Origin of the sequence: Curtobacterium sp. GC_Cur_3 (assembly GCF_026544205.1) — a bacterium.
Lineage (GTDB): Bacteria > Actinomycetota > Actinomycetes > Actinomycetales > Microbacteriaceae > Curtobacterium.
The window spans coordinates 63,518-78,436 of record NZ_JALNUI010000007.1 but is presented as its reverse complement, the minus strand read 5'-3'; the positions used below and the strand labels follow the sequence as shown (position 1 = coordinate 78,436).

The window sequence follows — 14,919 nt, the reverse complement described above, 5'->3', positions numbered from 1 at the left end:
ACCAGCACCAGCAGTACCCACCCATCCTGCGAGCACAGCAACGCAAAGGAGCGTTCCCGATGAAGCACGCACGTACGACCCTCGCGATCGGCGCCGTCGCCACCGTGGCGGCCCTCACCCTCACCGGTTGTTCCGCCGACGGCAACGCCAGCACGGACGGCCCCGTCACCCTCAAGGTCTGGACCGGTTTCACCGGCGGCGACCGCCCCGGCTACGCGACGATCGTCAAGGACTTCGAGAAGGCCCACCCGGACGTCAAGGTCGACATGACCGTGCAGCCGTGGGACACCATCCAGCAGAAGCTCCCGTCGGCCTGGCTGACCGGGCAGGGTCCCGACGTCGCGGCGGTGTCCTCCGACCCGAACGCCGTCGCCCAGTACGTCAAGACGCGGTCGGTGATGCCGATCACGGCCACCGGCAGCGGCGACGGCAAGATCAACACGGACGCCTTCGCACCCGGGACCGTCGACGAGTTCACGTACGACGGCAAGCTCTACGGCGTCCCCGCGAACTTCGCCACGCTGAGCCTGTACTACAACAAGGAGCTCTTCGCAGCGGCCGGCATCACGGACCCGCCGTCGAGCGTCGCCGAGATGGCAGCGGACGCGAAGCAGCTCACGTCCGGGGGCAAGTACGGCATCGCGCTCGCCGACAACCAGACGATCCAGATGTGGCCCGTCCTGCAGTGGCTCGAGGGCGGCGACATCGTCAACGGCAAGAACTGCAGCGTCGTGCAGTCCTCCGACGGGCAGAAGTCACTGTCCACCTGGGCGGACCTGGTCGCGAAGGACAAGGTCAGCCCGGTCGGTCTGACCGGCGCCGAGGCCGACTCGCTGTTCTCGGCAGGCAAGGCCGCGATGGAGATCAACGGTCCGTGGGCCGCCTCCGGGTACAAGGACGCCGGGATCGACCTCGGCATCGCCACGATCCCGGTCGGAGTCGACGGGAAGTCGAGCACGCTCGGCGCGATCGCCCCGCTGTCGATCTCGGCGAAGACGAAGTACCCGAAGCAGGCGCAGGAGTTCCTGGCGTACTGGACGTCGAAGTCCGCGCAGCAGAAGTTCTCGCTGCAGACGGGCTTCCCGCCGCTCAGGACCGACCTGTCGGACGATGCGCAGCTGAAGGCCGACCCCACCGTGTCGGTGTTCGCCAGCCAGGTGCCGAACGCGCGCCTGTACCTGCCGCACGTGCCGAACGCCACGAAGGTCGACTCCGACGGCTACGTCCCCCTGATCGGCGAGATCACCCGTGGGAAGTCGGTCGAGTCCGCCACGAAGAGCGCCGGTCAGACGATCGACGGCCTCACCGGTTGCGGTCAGTGACCGACCAGCTCACCGGGTCCGCCCCGCCACGCACGCCGCGTGGCGGGGCCCCGGCCTCCGGCCGCGACACCGGACGGGAGGCTCGCCCCACCCGCCGCCGATCGCGTCGGTTCCAGCTGGCCTGGCTCTTCATGGCCCCGTCGCTGCTGATCCTCGGTGCGTTCGTGGTCTTCCCCATCCTCCGGTCGCTGTACTACTCGTTCTTCGACTGGACCGTCGGGGCGGCGTCGCAGCCCTTCGTGGGGTTCGGGAACTACACGAAGCTGTTCCACGACCAGCAGTTCTGGAACGCCCTGCGGATCACACTCGAGTACACGGTCGTCTCGGTCGTCCTGCTCGTGGTGCTCGGGTTCATCGCCGCACTCCTGCTGCAGCAGGACACCCTGGCGAACCGCATCGTCCGATCGGTCTTCTTCTTCCCGACCATCGTGTCGCTCGTGACGATCGGGCTGGTGTGGAAGTTCCTGCTCGACCCCGACATCGGTCTCGTGGGCGGCATCACGGCGGCGCTCGGCCTCCCGAGCATCGCCTGGCTGCAGTCGACCTCGCTGGCCCTGCCGACGATCATCGCCGTGTCGGTGTGGAAGAGCCTCGGCTTCGCGATGATCCTCTTCGTCGCCGGGCTGAAGGGCGTGCCGGCGGAACGGTACGAGGCCGCGGAGCTCGACGGCGCGAACCGCTGGCAGACCGTGTGGCGGATCACGCTGCCGAGCATCCGCCCCACGATGCTCTTCACGTCGATGATCCTGACGATCCAGTCGTTCCAGGTGTTCGACCTGGTGTACGTGATGACCGGCGGCGGTCCGGTCTTCCACACCGACACGCTCGTGAACCTGCTCTACCGCGACGGGTTCGTCAACTACCAGACCGGCTACGCGTCGGCCGTCTCCTGGGTCCTCTTCGTGATCATCATGCTCATCTCCCTGCTCCAGCTCCGACTGTTCCGGTACGACGATGTCGACTGAGGCGCGCACGCGGCGACCGCCCCTGACGGAACCGACCCGTGCCTCCCGTCCGGGCCGCATCAGCAACCGGCGCCCGGTCCCGCGGACCGGTGTCGAGCGCAGCGGCTCCGTGCTGAAGTGGGTGTACCTCGGCATCGGGCTGGTCTTCGTGCTCGTGCCGTTCATCTGGATGGTCAGCGGGTCGTTCCGGTCCGAGGCCGACCTGTTCGGCCACCCCGCCAGCCTGTTCCCGACCCGTGCCACCCTGCACGGCTACGTCGGCGTCTGGCAGCAGCTCCCGTTCCTCCGGCTGCTGCTCAACTCACTCCTGTTCACGGTGGTCACGACGGCGCTGACGCTGCTGTTCGACTCGATGTGCGCCTACGCCCTGGCTCGGATGCGCTTCGTCGGGCGGAACGTGGCCTTCGTGCTCGTCATCGCGACGCTCATGGTGCCGTTCCAGGTGACGCTGATCCCGGTCTTCGTCGAGCTGTTCCACCTCGGGTGGCTCAACACCTACCAGGGGCTGATCATCCCGCGGGCCACCAGCGCGTTCGGCATCTTCCTGTTCCGGCAGTTCTTCGTGGACATCCCCGCCGAGCTCGACGAGGCCGCACGCATCGACGGCGCCGGACACTGGCGGATCTACTGGCAGGTGGTCCTGCCACTGGCCAAGCCTGCGATCGCGACGGTCGCCGTGCTCAACGGCATGGCGCTCTGGAACGACCTGCTCTGGCCGCTCGTCGTGACGACCTCGAACGACATGCTCACGCTGCCGGCGGGCCTGACGCTGTTCGGTGGAGCGCACGTGACCGACCACGCGGTGCTGCTCGCCGGGGCCGTGATCTCGCTGCTGCCGATCGCACTCGGGTTCTTCTTCGCCCAGAAGTTCTTCGTCGCCGGCGTCGCCACGACGGGGCTGAAGTGAGCGCGCCACGCGCCGCCGGCGTCCAGACGGACGGGCGGGTGTTCGCCCCGGGGACGTTCACGTTCGTCGCCGGGATCGAGGACACCTGCGTGTACCCGCCGCAGCACTTCGCCATGGCGCCCCTCGACGAGCACGAACTGACCGGGCACGACGACGTGTGGCGCGAGGACCTCGACATCGTCGCGTCACTCGGGGCCCGCGGGCTGCGCTACGGCGTCGACTGGCCGCGGGTCCACGTCGCGCCGGGGGTCTTCGACTGGGCGGTGCTCGACGAACGCCTGCCGTACGCGGCGTCCATCGGCATCACGGTGATCGCTGACCTGGTGCACTACGGCACGCCGAGCTGGCTCGCCGAGTCGTTCGCCGACCCCGGGTACCCGGCGGCGATCGCGTCGTTCGCCGGTGCCTTCGCAGCGCGCTACGCCGGGGTGGTCGACCACGTGACCCCCCTCAACGAACCGATCACGACGGCGTCGTTCGCCGGGCTGCGCGGTGTGTGGCCGCCGGCGCTCACCGGGTGGGGAGGATGGACGCGCGTGGTCCTCGGCATCGCCGCAGGCTTCCAGCAGGCGGTCGCGGCGGTCCGTTCCGCCAACCCGGACGTGGTCGTCGTGCACGTCGAGGCGTCGTCGCTGTTCACGGCGGGCGACGGCGACGCGGTGGTCCAGGCCGACGTGGTCGCGCACGACGGGGCTGCGCTCGCCGCCGAGGCCGCACTGCTCGAGGACCTCGGCTGGGTGCCGACGGACCTGGTGCTCGGTCGCGTCGACGAGAGCCACCCCTTCCACGCCTGGCTCGTCGGACACGGTGCCGACCCCGCTGCGCTCGCGGACCTCGTCGACGGTGCGGTGACGATCGACCTGCTGGGCGTCAACTACTACCCCGACCTCTCGCCCCGGCGCCTGGTGAGCGGGGCGACGGGCACGGTCCAGCACGCCTACGACCGTTGGAGTGAGGGACTCGTCGAGTCGGTGACCCGCTTCGGTGCCCGCTACGGGGTGCCGATGGTGGTCACGGAGACCTCGATCGAGGGCTCCGACGCCGTCCGTTCGGCGTGGGTCCGGGACTCCATGGCCGCTGTTCGCGCTCTCGTGGACGCCGGGGTCGACGTCCGCGGATGGACGTGGTGGCCGGTGTTCGACTTCGTCGACTGGTCCTACGCCTCCGGTGGGAGGAACGTCGAGGAGTTCGCCGTGTCGGACGATGTGGTGGCTGAACGGTCGGGTACCGGGAGCAAGACCCCGTACCTGCGTCGCATGGGCCTCGTCCGACTGGAGGAGCAGCCCGACGGCACACTCGCCCGGGTGGCCACCAGCGCGGCCGAGGAGTACCGCGGGCTCGCGACCGTGCCACGCTGAGCAGGTGGACGACAGCGCCGAACCGTGGGTACGCCGGCTCCGCGACGGCGAGGTCCCACCCGTTCGCGGACTCGTGCTCGGGCTCCTCGCCCTGTCGCTCGTCGGTGCCCTGCTGCTCTGGGCCGAGGCCCTGCACCTCGAGTGGATCGCGGACTTCTGGGACCAGACCAGACGCGCCGGGCTGCTCGTGCTCGTCCCGCCGGCCCTCGTGGTCGCGGGTCCCGCCGCGGGCGTCGCCGCATGGTGGGCCTCCCGCCGTGATCGTCGTGTCCTGGCGCGGATCCGCCGTGCGGGCACCCCGGTGGCCTTCCACCTGCCGGTGACGGCGCCGGTCATCCGGGAGCCCGACGAGCTCCCGGACCCGGCGCCCGTGCTCTGGACCGTCGACGCCGAGGGCCTCCACGGCTGGTCCTCCCGCGACGACCGGCCTGTCCACGACCTCCCGTGGGAGCGCATCCGCCGCATCGACGTCGCGACCCACCGGGTGCGCGGCGGCGTGGACGAGGACTACGGCCTGTGGTTCGCGATCGACCGCGGCCACGTCGTGCTCGCCCCGCGGGGTGCCCTCGGCCGGCCGTCGGGCATCGCGGCGGCGAAGCTGCAGGTCCTCGCGCGGGTGCTCCGCGCGCTGCGCCCGGCCCAGCCTCGCTGACTCTGACCGTCGTGCGCGTGCCGACGGAAGCGACACGGTCCGGCCGTCTGCGTCCATGCGCCCGCATCCGGCAACACCGTACGGCCATCTGCGCGGCGCATCCGCCCGCAGCATGTCGCTTCTGCCCGTCGGGCGGGGCCGAGGCGCAGTCGCCGCGGACGCGACCACGGCCGGACGGGAGGCTCGGCGCGCGTCCTGCACCGAGCCTCCCGTCCGGCCCGCGGCTGGCTGCCGAGACTTGGCTCAGCGGGCAGATCGCGCCCCGCGCATGCCGCGTGATGTCCGCATGGCCGAGTCTCGGCCGCGGCGGCCACGGGCCGCGGACGCAACCACCCGCCGGACGGGAGGCTCGGCGCACGTCCGGCACCGAGCCTCCCGTCCGGCCCGTTGCCGGCTGCCGAGACTCGGCTCAGCGGGCAGATCGTGCCGCTCGCGTGCCGTGCGGTGTCCGCACGGCCGAGTCTCGGCCACGGCGGCCCTGCGGCCGCGGCCGCGGACGCAACCACCCGCCGGACGGGAGGCCCGGCGCACGTCCGGCACCGAGCCTCCCGTCCGGCCCGTGACCGGCTGCCGAGACTCGGCTCAGCGGGCAGATCGTGCCGCTCGCGTGCCGCGCGGTGTCCACATGGCCGAGTCTCAGCGCCGGCCGCGCCGGCCGCGCCGCGCCCGCCCCGCGCCGCGCCCGCCGCGCTCACCGCGCAGCGGGCAGCGGCACCTCGCGCTCCCGGTCCCAGGGCTCCGTCCACCCGGCCCGGTCGAACAGCGCGTCGAGCAGCGACGCCGTGAAGCCCCACACCACGTGCGACCCGGCGTCGGTGTCCACCGTGAAGGCCGCCCCGCGCCACTCCTGCCCGTCGCGCCGGATCACGGTGACGCCGCGGTGAGCGGGGTCGAGCAGGTCGGCCACGGGCGCGCGGAAGACCGCCGCCGACTCGGCCTCGTCCACGACCCGCACGGGCGACGGGTCCCGCCACCACCCGAGCACCGGCGAGACCAGGTGCCGTGAGAACGCGAGCGGGACGGCCGGCAGCGTGCCGAGCACGTCGACGCCGGAGGGGTCCAGGCCGGTCTCCTCGCGGGCCTCGCGCAGGGCGGCAGCCACGGGGTCGCGGTCGCCGGGGTCCACGCGGCCGCCGGGGAACGCGACCTCGCCGGGGTGGGCGCGCAGCGTGGTCGCACGGGAGAGCAGCAGGACGTCGAGGTCCCGCGACACGGCGGCGTCCGCACGGTCGCTCGGCACACCGTCGAGCACCCCGAAGAGGATGAGCACCGCGGCCTGACGCGGCGACACGGCTGCGGGGAGCCCGGCGACCAGCGGCTCACTGCCGGCGGAGTCGAGGACCGCGGCCAGCTCCGCCCTGGCGCTCGTCACGTCGTCCGTCGCCCGACTCGTCTCAGTCACCACAGCAGCCTATGCACGCTGCACCGGGCAGGCGCATCATCGGGGCATGGCGTACACGACGCGGTTGCTCACGGAGGAGACCTGGCCGGACTTCCAGGCGCTCGTGACCCGCAGCAACGGGATCTGGGGCGGCTGCTGGTGCATCGGCTTCCACCCGGACGCGGCCCAGGTGCGGGCGGACCCGGACACCCCCAACGAGGAGGCGAAGCACCGGCACGTCCGCGCCGGCACGAACCACCAGGTCCTCGTCTACGCCGACGGTGTCGCCGTCGGCTGGTGCCAGTTCGGCCGTCCCGCAGAGCTGCCCACGATCCAGAACCGCAAGGCCTACGACCGGGAGGCCGTGGTCGCCCCGGACTGGCGCATCGGCTGCGTCTTCGTCGAGTCCCGGCACCGCGGGCACGGTGTCGCGCGTGCCGCGGTGACGACGGCGCTCGCCGAGATCCGCGCCGCCGGCGGCGGGGTCGTCGAGGCCTACCCGGAGCAGACCGCCGAACGGCCTCCGCAGCGTGGCGCGTACCTCCACACGGGGCCGGAGGAGCTCTTCACGCAGTTCGGGTTCACCCGTGACCGGCGCATCGCCAAGTGGCGGTGGGTGATGCGCGCCACGGTGTGACCGTCCGCCGTCAGGCCTCCTGCGCCGCCTGCCGGGTCTGCCGTGGAAGCTCCCCGAACTCGGCGCGGTAGGCCGCGGCGAACCGACCGAGGTGCGCGAAGCCCGCGGCCCGAGCGACCTCCGCCACGCTCACCGTGGGTTCGGTCTGCAGGTGCTCGCGCGCCAGGAGCAGGCGGATCCCGCGCAGGTACGTCAGCGGGGCGATGCCGTGGTGCCGCTGGAACGTGTCTTGCAGTCCCCGCACGCTCAGACCCGCGGCCGCGGCGACGTCGGCCACGGTGATCTGTTCGGTGGCGTTCTCGAGCAGGAAGGACTCGGCGCGGGCGAACCGGGCGCTGGCGGCGGTCTGCGGAGGCTCGTGCTGTCCGACGGGCCAGTGCGGGATCGCCGTCAGGAGGCCGCCCGCGGCGAACCGGGTGAGCTCCTGTTCGCGTTCGAGCGGGACCTCGTCCGGACCGTTCAGCACCTCGGCGGCGACGGTCCGGACCATCAGCCACCAGGCGGCGAGGGCGGGGCCCTCCGGGACGTGGCGGGGCTTGAACACCAGCGGACCGGGTTCCCAGTCGCCACGTTCGGCCGCGACGGCCTCGACCGTGGCCCGGTCGATGCGCATGACGTCCTTCTGGAACGACTCCCACCGGAACGGCTGCGAGTCGGCGCGGAGCAGCGTCGGACGGCCGATCGTCATCAGGTCGCCGTCGAGGTGCCCGCGGCCGGACTTCAGCCAGATCAGCGTCATCGCGTTGTCCGGTGCGATCTCGCCGGATACCACGCCGGAGCAGCTGCACGAGCCGAGCGACAGCAGGTGCGTGCCGCGGGTGCGGTCCTCGAAGGCGAACGACGACTCACGACCCTCGACCAGCAGGCCTCGGGTCACGTCGTCCCGCATCACGGTCGCCGCCGCGACCCGGCGGTCCCGGGTGCGGGTCTCGCGCCGGGTCCGACGCACGAGTTCTGCCACGGGTCGATCTTCACCGGAACCGAGCCGTCCTGCAAGCGGACACGCGGCTTCCGGAATCGGACATTCACACGGTCAGAGCCGGACGGCCCGACTGGACGACCCGCGGTCGCCCCGTCGGGTCAGGCGCGGTCGTGGAGCGTCACGTGGTACCCGTCGGGGTCCGCGAAGGTGAAGGTCCGGCCGAAAGGGCCGTCGATCGGGTCGGCGACGATCGTCCGGCCGTCCGCCACCAGGGCGTCGTGGATGGCCTGCACGTCGGTCGCGTGGAGCCAGAGCGCGGCTCCGATGCCCGGCTGGGGGACGGCGTCGAGGTCGGTGCCCGGCACGACGTCGCGCAGGGCGAAGGCGATCGGCGTCGTCGTGAACACGACGGCGTGCGGCGGCCCGGCGGGTGAGCGGACCAGGCCGAGGTGGCGCTCGTAGAACGCCTGGGAGGCGTCGAGGTCGCGGACCTGCAGGGAGATGAAGTCGGGGCCGGTGACGGGCATTGGTGCTCCTTCGTTGTGTGTCAGTCTTCTGACACGGAGCAATCTATGTCAGAATCCTGACATGAGTCAAGACGGCGACGGGATCGACCTCGACACCTCCCTCGGGTACCTGCTGAAGGAGGCGGCCAGTGCCCTCCGCACCGCGATGGAGGCCGTGCTCCGACCACTCGGCATGACGATCACGCACTACTCGTGCCTGGAGCTCCTCGCGCAGCGCCCCGGCCTGTCGAACTCCGAGCTGGCGCGTGGCGCCTTCGTGACCCGGCAGTCGATGAACGTGCTGCTGCAGGCCCTCGAGCGCGACGGCTCCGTGACCCGTGCCGCCGAGGCGCCCGTCGGCAAGGCCCTGCCCACGCGGCTCACCGAGGTCGGCCGGACGCGTCTGGCGGCCGCGACCGCCGCGGTGCGCTCCGTCGAGGTGCGGATGCTCGACGGCCTGAGCGCGGACGACCGGGCCCAGGCCCTCCGGCTGCTGCGCAGCATGGTGCGCGCGCTGCGGTCGGGCCCCCGGGACGTGCCCACGGTGACGGGACGTGACTGACGACGAACGGGAGGCACGGTGCCAGCTGGCACCGTGCCTCCCGTCTGCCCCGTGGTGGGGCCGGAGTGTGGTCCGGACCGGGTCACCCCGGTCCGGAGCCGGTCACTCGGTGGTGGAGACCCAGTCGATGAGCAGGTTGCCGGACTGGCCCCAGTTGCCCGTCTGGAACATGAAGCGGTGCGGGGTCCACGGCACGTCGTGCGTGATGGTGTCCAGGACGCGGCCGTCGACGCTGTACGTGACGGACTGTCCGGGGACCCAGTCGATCTTGTAGGTGTGCCAGTCACGCCATGAGACGCCCGTGCCGAGCTGCACGCGGTTCGACTCCTGACCCGGGGTCATGGAGTGGTGGTAGGCGGACGGGCTCTCGTCGAAGTTGCCCTCGGGGAAGTCGATCTCCCCGTCCGACCAGATGCCGGAGGTCGGCCACAGCATGAACGCCGCGCCGTTGCCGTCGCCGCCCGTCGCCTTCGCGCGGACGGAGAACGAACCGCCGACGTGGCCCCACGCCTTGGCGAAGGTGCCGAAGGTGCCGGCCGTGCCGGCGCCGCCGAGCTGGACGTCCATGACGCCGTCGTGCACCGAGACGGTCTTGCTCGGGGCGTAGATGCCCGAGGTGCCGTCCGGGTAGGGCTGCCAGGCCTGCTTGTAGGCCTGGGCGACCAGGCCGGTGGCGGCGGAGTCGTTGAAGTCCTCGACGAACGAGGCGGCCGGCGCCGAGGAGTCGGAGCCGGTGTCGGCGACCGGGGCCGGCGCGGGGGTCGGTGCGGTCACCGGCGGCTGCCAGCGACCCTTTCCGCCCCACCAGCCGTTCCAGGTGGCGGCGGAGGCGGCCGTGGGGGCGCTGAGGATGAGGGCGCCAGCGGTGATGGCGACGAGGAGGCCGCGGTGTCGACGGTTCATCGGGTCTTCCGTTCAGTGAGGGTCATGGGGGATGTGCCCCGCTTGGGCGTGCACGTGCTTGGCATGGAGATGTCGGGCTCCCTGAATGGGCTCGGCGCGGGTTGGGGTGGGTGGAACGCGTCCGCAGTGCTGGGTGGTGCACGGTGGTTCGGTGACGCGTCCCCGGACATCATGCATCATCTGTGCCCCGTTCGGGGGGTGATCACGGGAACCGGCGTCTGAACTCCGGATGGCCCCGGGTGCGTCAGGCGCTCGCGGTGAGGGTCTCGAGGAGGCGGGAGAGGGAGGAGCGCTCGCCTTCCGACAGCGGTGCGAACAGCTCGTCGAGCACCTCAACCGCCACCGCCTGGCCACCTGCCAGCGCCGCGCGGCCCTCGTCCGTGAGGGTGTGCTCGATCCGTCGACCACGGCCGGCCGTCCGGGTGACGAGCCCGCGGTCGACCAGGCGGTTCGCGAGCGTGCCGAAGGCCTGGTCGCTCTGGAAGGTCGCGACGGCCAGGTCGTGACCGGACGCGGACGGCATCCGGTCGACGGCGCGCAGGGCGTCCCACTGCACGAGCGACACCCCGACGTCTCGCAGGGCGGCGTCCATCGTCCGGTGGTTGCGGTACTGCGCCCGCTTCACCAGTTGGCCGAGTGCTTCGAGATCGGTCGTCACGGTGCTACCGTATCAACACCCGTACATAAACATGTTGAGACAGGATGACCACCATGACCATCTCCCTCCCCGACGACCTGCAGGTCCTCCAGGCCGGCGAGCCCACCGCCCGCGTCGCACTCGTGCTGCACGGTGGCGGTGGCCCGCAGACCGTCGCTCCCGTCGTCGGCCACCTGGCGCCGGCGTTCCACGTGCTCGCGCCGACCCACCCGGGCTGGAACGGCACCTCCCGACCCGCGGACATCGACTCCGTCGCCGCCCTCGCCACGGCCTACCTCGACCGGCTGCTGGCCGACGGCGTGCAGGACGCGGTGCTGGTCGGGTCATCGATCGGCGGCTGGATCGCGCTTGAGATGGCAGTGCAGGCCGCCGCTGACGACCGGTACGCGGGCGTGGTCGGCGCCGTGGTCGACATCGACGGCGTCGGGGCGGTCGTCGAGGGTGAGCCGATCGCCGACTTCTTCGCGCTCGACGCCCGCGGGCTCGCCGAGGTCGCCTGGCACGACCCGCAGCGCGGGTACCGGGACCCCGCCGGCTTCACGGACGAGCAGCGCGCCGTGCAGCGGTCGAACGGTGCCGCCATGGCTGCCGTCGCCGGCCGGGGGATGAGCGACCCGACGCTGCTCGCCCGGCTCGGTGGTGTCCGGGTGCCGACCCTCGTGGTCGCCGGCGCGAGCGACCGTGTCGTCACCCCCGCGTACGGACGCGCCGTGGCTGCCGCCGTCCCGGGAGCCGAGTTCGCCGAGGTGCCGGCTGCTGGGCACCTGCCGCACCTCGAGGCGCCCGAGGCCACGTGGGCGGTCGTCGATCCGTTCCTGCGGCGGGTGTGACGCGGGTCAGCTGGGGGTGCGGTAGGCGTGCTGCTCGGGGTTCTCCTCGGCGGCACGGATGACGGTGAGCAGCAGGTCGTTGAGTCGATCGCTCTCGGCGCGGTCGAGCCCCAGGCTCGTCAGGTCGTTGCTGGCGAGCGCGATTGAGAGGGCCTTCTCGAGGGCCTGCTCGCCCTCGACGGTGAGCTGCACCGGGTTCCTGCGTCCCTTCGAACGGGCGCTCTCGCGGCGGATCAGCCCCTGCTCCTCCATGCCGTCCAGGACCTGCGCCATGCTCTGGGGTCGGACGAAGACCGCCCGCGCGATCTCGGCGGAGGTCAGCGCGGCGCCGTGGGCCAGGCAGGAGAGCACGCCGAACTGCACCAGGCCGATGCCGTGGTCCGCGAGGCCGGCGGTGATCCGGGCGCCGATGACCCGTCCGACCTTCACGGCGTTCCATCCCAACACGAGGTCGAGCCCGTCACGGGTGTCCGCGTCCATCGATGCCCCTTCGTCCTGTCGATCATTCACAAGCAGGAACCTGCTTCTCGGCGTAGCCTGCAGGAACCTGCTTCCCGAGTCCTCCTCTGGAGCATGCCCGAACTCCACCAGGACCACGAATCGACAGGACGATCGACATGACCTCCACACAGCTCCCCGACAACCGCGGCCGATGGGGCGACGCCGACGAGCTCGGTGCCCTCAACCTCGTCGACGACGCCGCTCGAGCCGGCGCAGCCGCGGCGGTCCAGGTCGGGCGGTGGGTCTCCCTCGCCCTGCCGACGGATCCCGCATCGATGCTCGGCGGACCGTTCGCGCCCCCGTCGCCCCCGTCCCCACCGGTGCAGCAGGCACTCCTGCACACCGGTACGCCGCCGATGGGCATGGCAGAGGTGATCACCGTGACGCCGCACCACCCGGCTCTGACCCACATCGACGCCCTGGTCCACATGCCGGTCGACGGCGTCGTCTTCCCGACGGTCCCGCTCGGCGAGGCCGTGACGGGCGGGATCGTCACCCACGGCTCCACCTCGGCCTTCGCCGCGGGCATCGTCACCCGCGGCGTGCTGCTCGACCTGGCTCCTGGCGGAAGGCTGCCGTCGGCGCATCCGATCACCGCCGACGACCTCGACGCGGCGGAGGCCCGCGGTGGCGTCCAGGTCGAACCGGGGGACGCGCTCGTCGTCCGGACGGGATGGACGTTCCGGTGGGACGCGGACGAGCAGGGCCCCGGAGTCACGGTCGACGCCGTCCGGTGGTTGCACGACCGCGACGTGTCGGTCTGGGCCGGTGACGTCGGTGACAGCTTCCCGCCGCTCGACTCGGACGTGCCGATGCCGCTCCACATGGTCGGACTCGCACGGCTCGGCATGGCGCTCGTCGACGGCGTCGCGGTCGAGGAACTCGCCGCAGTCTGTGCGGAGGTCGGCCGCACGGCGTTCATGCTCGTGGTCGCCCCGCCCCGGATCGGTGGCCTGACCGGCGTCCCGGTGAATCCGCTCGCGGTCTTCTGAACCATCGTCCGGGTCCTCGCGTCCGGATGCTGGCGTCGACCGGTTCTGCGGCCGTCCGTCGTCAGCTGGAGACGACGCTGCGGCTGTCCGCGGAGTGTCCGTGCCGCTGCGAGTACCGGCGTGCGCGGCCGATCCGTCGAAGGGTCAACGGCACCACGAGGACGAGGACGAGGACCAGGCCCACGAGGACGACGGACGCGTACGCGTCCCCGCGGAGTGCGGAGGACACGAACTGGAAGGCGATCCCGGCGTAGAGCAGCCCGATGAAGACGAGCTGGAACCGCAGGACGAGCGGGACCACCCGCGCGTACTCGACCGACCCCTGCATCTCGACGTCGTCGAGCGGGACGGGCTTGCCCCGCAGCACGACCTTCGCGAACCGACGCAGCCGCCCGATGTCGCGTCCGCCCGTGTCGCGGAGCGCGCCGTTGAGGGGCAGCGAGACGATGACCGCCGCCATCGCGGTCGCGGTGAAGGTCAGCTGTCCGGCGAGGAGCACGGACTGGACGACGTGGTCCGCATCGCGGCGACCGAGCGTCATGAGCACTGCCGCGCCGATGGATGCCAGGACGGCGGAGACGACGAACGTCACGACGATGGTGCGGACTGCGCGCCGGATCGCCGGCGTCTCCAGAGCTGCACGGTCAGGAACGGCAACCATCGGGGGTTCTGTCCGCCGGAACACGGCGCCGAGGGGACGCGCCACGCCGAGGAGGACCGCGCCGCCGACGACGAGCAGCGTCGGGACCCAGACGGGCGCCCGGGCGGACAGCGCCGCCAGCACGATGAACACCGCTGCGACGACGTCGATCGCCGCCACGCCGATGAACCACCACCGGAGGAGGCGCCGGCTCTCCCGTGAGGCCCGGTGGTCCCAGTACCCGGCAAGAGCACCGATGACGACCGGACCCATGACGAGGAACGGTGCCGTGGCCACCGAGGCGATCCGGAGCGCTCGACCTGCGTCCGCGAAGGTGAACACGATCAGCAACACGGCACCGAGGGTGAGTGCTGTCGCCATGACGATCATCAGGACGTAGACCACGACGCGCATCGCTGTTCCTCCGGGCGGATCGGGGTGCCCGGACCAGCTTCCACCCGGAACGACCGGTTGGACGGAACCGTGCGGTTCCGCGCAACGGCCGCAGCAGGTCAGTCGGCGCTCGCCGAGTGGTAGCTGCTCGGGTCGCAGGTGTGGACGGCGGAGTCGTCGAGCACGGTGCGGAGTGTGTAGTCAGCGCAGTCGGAGAACGTGCCGATGCTCATCCGCTTGGCAGACCGGTGGAGCGTGCCCTTCGACTGGCCGTCGGAGCCGATGCCCGCGCGGTGCACCATCCACTCCAGGTCGTCGGCCTCGGCGCTCAGGTACCGCATGACCGCCTCGTTGTCCTCGTGCTGCCCGATGTACCCGCGCGCGATCGTGGCGCGGACCGCCCGGAGCACCGGGGGCAGGCGCTCGCCGGGAGGGGCGCTCAGCCCGCCCGCCTGGTAGAGGAAGCGGGAGACGCCCTGGCGCCGCATGGCCGGGACGAGTCGGCGGACGAACTCCGTGTTGACCTGCCGGTCGCGCTGCGCCACGACGTCGCCGAGCATCGCCACGACCGCGTCGGTCCCGTCGAGGAGCGCATCGAGGTCGAGGTCGCCGGTGACCGACCCGGCGACGACCTCGAGGTCGGGGTGTGTCCGGGTGAGCTTCGCGGGGGTCCTGGCGAGGGCGCGCACGCGATGCCCCTGTTCCAGGGCGAGCCGGAGGAAGTGCTGTCCGGTCTGTCCGGTGCCCCCGAACACCAGGAAGGTCTTCTGCTGGTCCATGGGTCGTCCTG

General features: G+C 71.8%; 17 protein-coding genes. 9 read left to right on the top strand and 8 right to left on the bottom strand.

Annotation, left to right across the window (positions count from 1 at the left end; genetic code table 11):
* Positions 1 to 59: 59 nt before the first annotated feature.
* The 5 genes from OXR63_RS05345 to OXR63_RS05325 are packed head-to-tail and all read left to right on the top strand — an operon-like array spanning position 60 to position 5,204.
* Positions 60 to 1,322 (top strand): sugar ABC transporter substrate-binding protein, encoded by a 1,263-nt coding sequence (locus tag OXR63_RS05345; protein WP_267420596.1) that lies wholly within the window; start codon positions 60 to 62, stop codon positions 1,320 to 1,322.
* Positions 1,319 to 2,287 carry a carbohydrate ABC transporter permease gene (locus OXR63_RS05340; protein ID WP_267420594.1) on the top strand — a complete coding sequence of 323 codons (969 nt, stop codon included), beginning with the start codon at positions 1,319 to 1,321 and terminating at the stop codon, positions 2,285 to 2,287. The genes OXR63_RS05345 and OXR63_RS05340 overlap by 4 nt, the downstream gene beginning before the upstream one ends.
* Positions 2,277 to 3,194, top strand: coding sequence for a carbohydrate ABC transporter permease (locus OXR63_RS05335; RefSeq protein WP_267420593.1), 918 nt, complete (start codon positions 2,277 to 2,279; stop codon positions 3,192 to 3,194). The genes OXR63_RS05340 and OXR63_RS05335 overlap by 11 nt, the downstream gene beginning before the upstream one ends.
* Positions 3,191 to 4,552: a family 1 glycosylhydrolase gene (locus OXR63_RS05330; protein ID WP_267420592.1), complete on the top strand. Its 1,362-nt coding sequence runs from the start codon at positions 3,191 to 3,193 to the stop codon at positions 4,550 to 4,552. Before OXR63_RS05335 ends, OXR63_RS05330 begins: the two co-directional genes overlap by 4 nt.
* Before the next feature lie 4 nt (positions 4,553 to 4,556).
* Positions 4,557 to 5,204 carry a hypothetical protein gene (locus OXR63_RS05325; RefSeq protein WP_267420591.1) on the top strand — a complete coding sequence of 216 codons (648 nt, stop codon included), beginning with the start codon at positions 4,557 to 4,559 and terminating at the stop codon, positions 5,202 to 5,204.
* A gap of 691 nt (positions 5,205 to 5,895) precedes the next feature.
* Here OXR63_RS05325 and OXR63_RS05320 read toward each other — a convergent pair.
* Positions 5,896 to 6,606: an NUDIX hydrolase gene (locus tag OXR63_RS05320; protein WP_374116068.1), complete on the bottom strand. Its 711-nt coding sequence runs from the start codon at positions 6,604 to 6,606 to the stop codon at positions 5,896 to 5,898.
* A gap of 46 nt (positions 6,607 to 6,652) precedes the next feature.
* Here OXR63_RS05320 and OXR63_RS05315 point away from each other — a divergent pair, with 46 nt between their 5' ends.
* On the top strand, positions 6,653 to 7,222 hold the full coding sequence (locus OXR63_RS05315) for a GNAT family N-acetyltransferase (RefSeq protein ID WP_267420590.1): 570 nt from the start codon (positions 6,653 to 6,655) through the stop codon (positions 7,220 to 7,222).
* A 10-nt stretch (positions 7,223 to 7,232) separates the two neighbouring features.
* Here the strand turns inward: OXR63_RS05315 and OXR63_RS18330 are convergent, their stop codons facing one another.
* Both OXR63_RS18330 and OXR63_RS05305 read right to left on the bottom strand, forming a co-directional pair.
* Positions 7,233 to 8,183 carry a helix-turn-helix domain-containing protein gene (locus OXR63_RS18330; RefSeq protein WP_267420588.1) on the bottom strand — a complete coding sequence of 317 codons (951 nt, stop codon included), beginning with the start codon at positions 8,181 to 8,183 and terminating at the stop codon, positions 7,233 to 7,235.
* 119 nt (positions 8,184 to 8,302) lie between these two features.
* Positions 8,303 to 8,671 (bottom strand): VOC family protein, encoded by a 369-nt coding sequence (locus OXR63_RS05305; protein ID WP_267420586.1) that lies wholly within the window; start codon positions 8,669 to 8,671, stop codon positions 8,303 to 8,305.
* Positions 8,672 to 8,732: 61 nt separating this feature from the next.
* Between OXR63_RS05305 and OXR63_RS05300 the strand changes: the two genes are divergently transcribed.
* The gene (locus tag OXR63_RS05300; protein WP_267420584.1) at positions 8,733 to 9,212 is read left to right on the top strand and encodes a MarR family winged helix-turn-helix transcriptional regulator; all 480 of its coding nucleotides are present in this window, start codon (positions 8,733 to 8,735) and stop codon (positions 9,210 to 9,212) included.
* Between the two features lie 102 nt (positions 9,213 to 9,314).
* On the opposite strand, the gene OXR63_RS05295 is transcribed toward OXR63_RS05300, so the two are convergent.
* Positions 9,315 to 10,115 (bottom strand): glycoside hydrolase family 16 protein, encoded by an 801-nt coding sequence (locus OXR63_RS05295; RefSeq protein WP_267420582.1) that lies wholly within the window; start codon positions 10,113 to 10,115, stop codon positions 9,315 to 9,317.
* A 244-nt stretch (positions 10,116 to 10,359) separates the two neighbouring features.
* Entirely contained in the window at positions 10,360 to 10,773 is a 414-nt protein-coding gene (locus tag OXR63_RS05290; RefSeq protein ID WP_267420581.1) for a MarR family winged helix-turn-helix transcriptional regulator, read from the bottom strand.
* A 53-nt stretch (positions 10,774 to 10,826) separates the two neighbouring features.
* On the opposite strand from OXR63_RS05290, the gene OXR63_RS05285 reads away from it, so the two are divergent.
* Positions 10,827 to 11,603 carry an alpha/beta fold hydrolase gene (locus OXR63_RS05285; RefSeq protein WP_267420580.1) on the top strand — a complete coding sequence of 259 codons (777 nt, stop codon included), beginning with the start codon at positions 10,827 to 10,829 and terminating at the stop codon, positions 11,601 to 11,603.
* Positions 11,604 to 11,609: 6 nt separating this feature from the next.
* On the opposite strand, the gene OXR63_RS05280 is transcribed toward OXR63_RS05285, so the two are convergent.
* A complete protein-coding gene (locus OXR63_RS05280) occupies positions 11,610 to 12,083 on the bottom strand; it encodes a MarR family winged helix-turn-helix transcriptional regulator (RefSeq protein ID WP_267420578.1) in 474 nt (157 codons plus the stop codon).
* A 137-nt stretch (positions 12,084 to 12,220) separates the two neighbouring features.
* Between OXR63_RS05280 and OXR63_RS05275 the strand changes: the two genes are divergently transcribed.
* A complete protein-coding gene (locus OXR63_RS05275) occupies positions 12,221 to 13,096 on the top strand; it encodes a cyclase family protein (RefSeq protein WP_267420576.1) in 876 nt (291 codons plus the stop codon).
* A 61-nt stretch (positions 13,097 to 13,157) separates the two neighbouring features.
* Here the strand turns inward: OXR63_RS05275 and OXR63_RS05270 are convergent, their stop codons facing one another.
* Positions 13,158 to 14,150 carry a hypothetical protein gene (locus OXR63_RS05270; RefSeq protein ID WP_267420575.1) on the bottom strand — a complete coding sequence of 331 codons (993 nt, stop codon included), beginning with the start codon at positions 14,148 to 14,150 and terminating at the stop codon, positions 13,158 to 13,160.
* Between the two features lie 98 nt (positions 14,151 to 14,248).
* Positions 14,249 to 14,908, bottom strand: a complete 660-nt coding sequence (locus OXR63_RS05265; protein WP_267420574.1) for an NAD(P)-dependent oxidoreductase — start codon at positions 14,906 to 14,908, stop codon at positions 14,249 to 14,251.
* Positions 14,909 to 14,919: the final 11 nt, after the last annotated feature.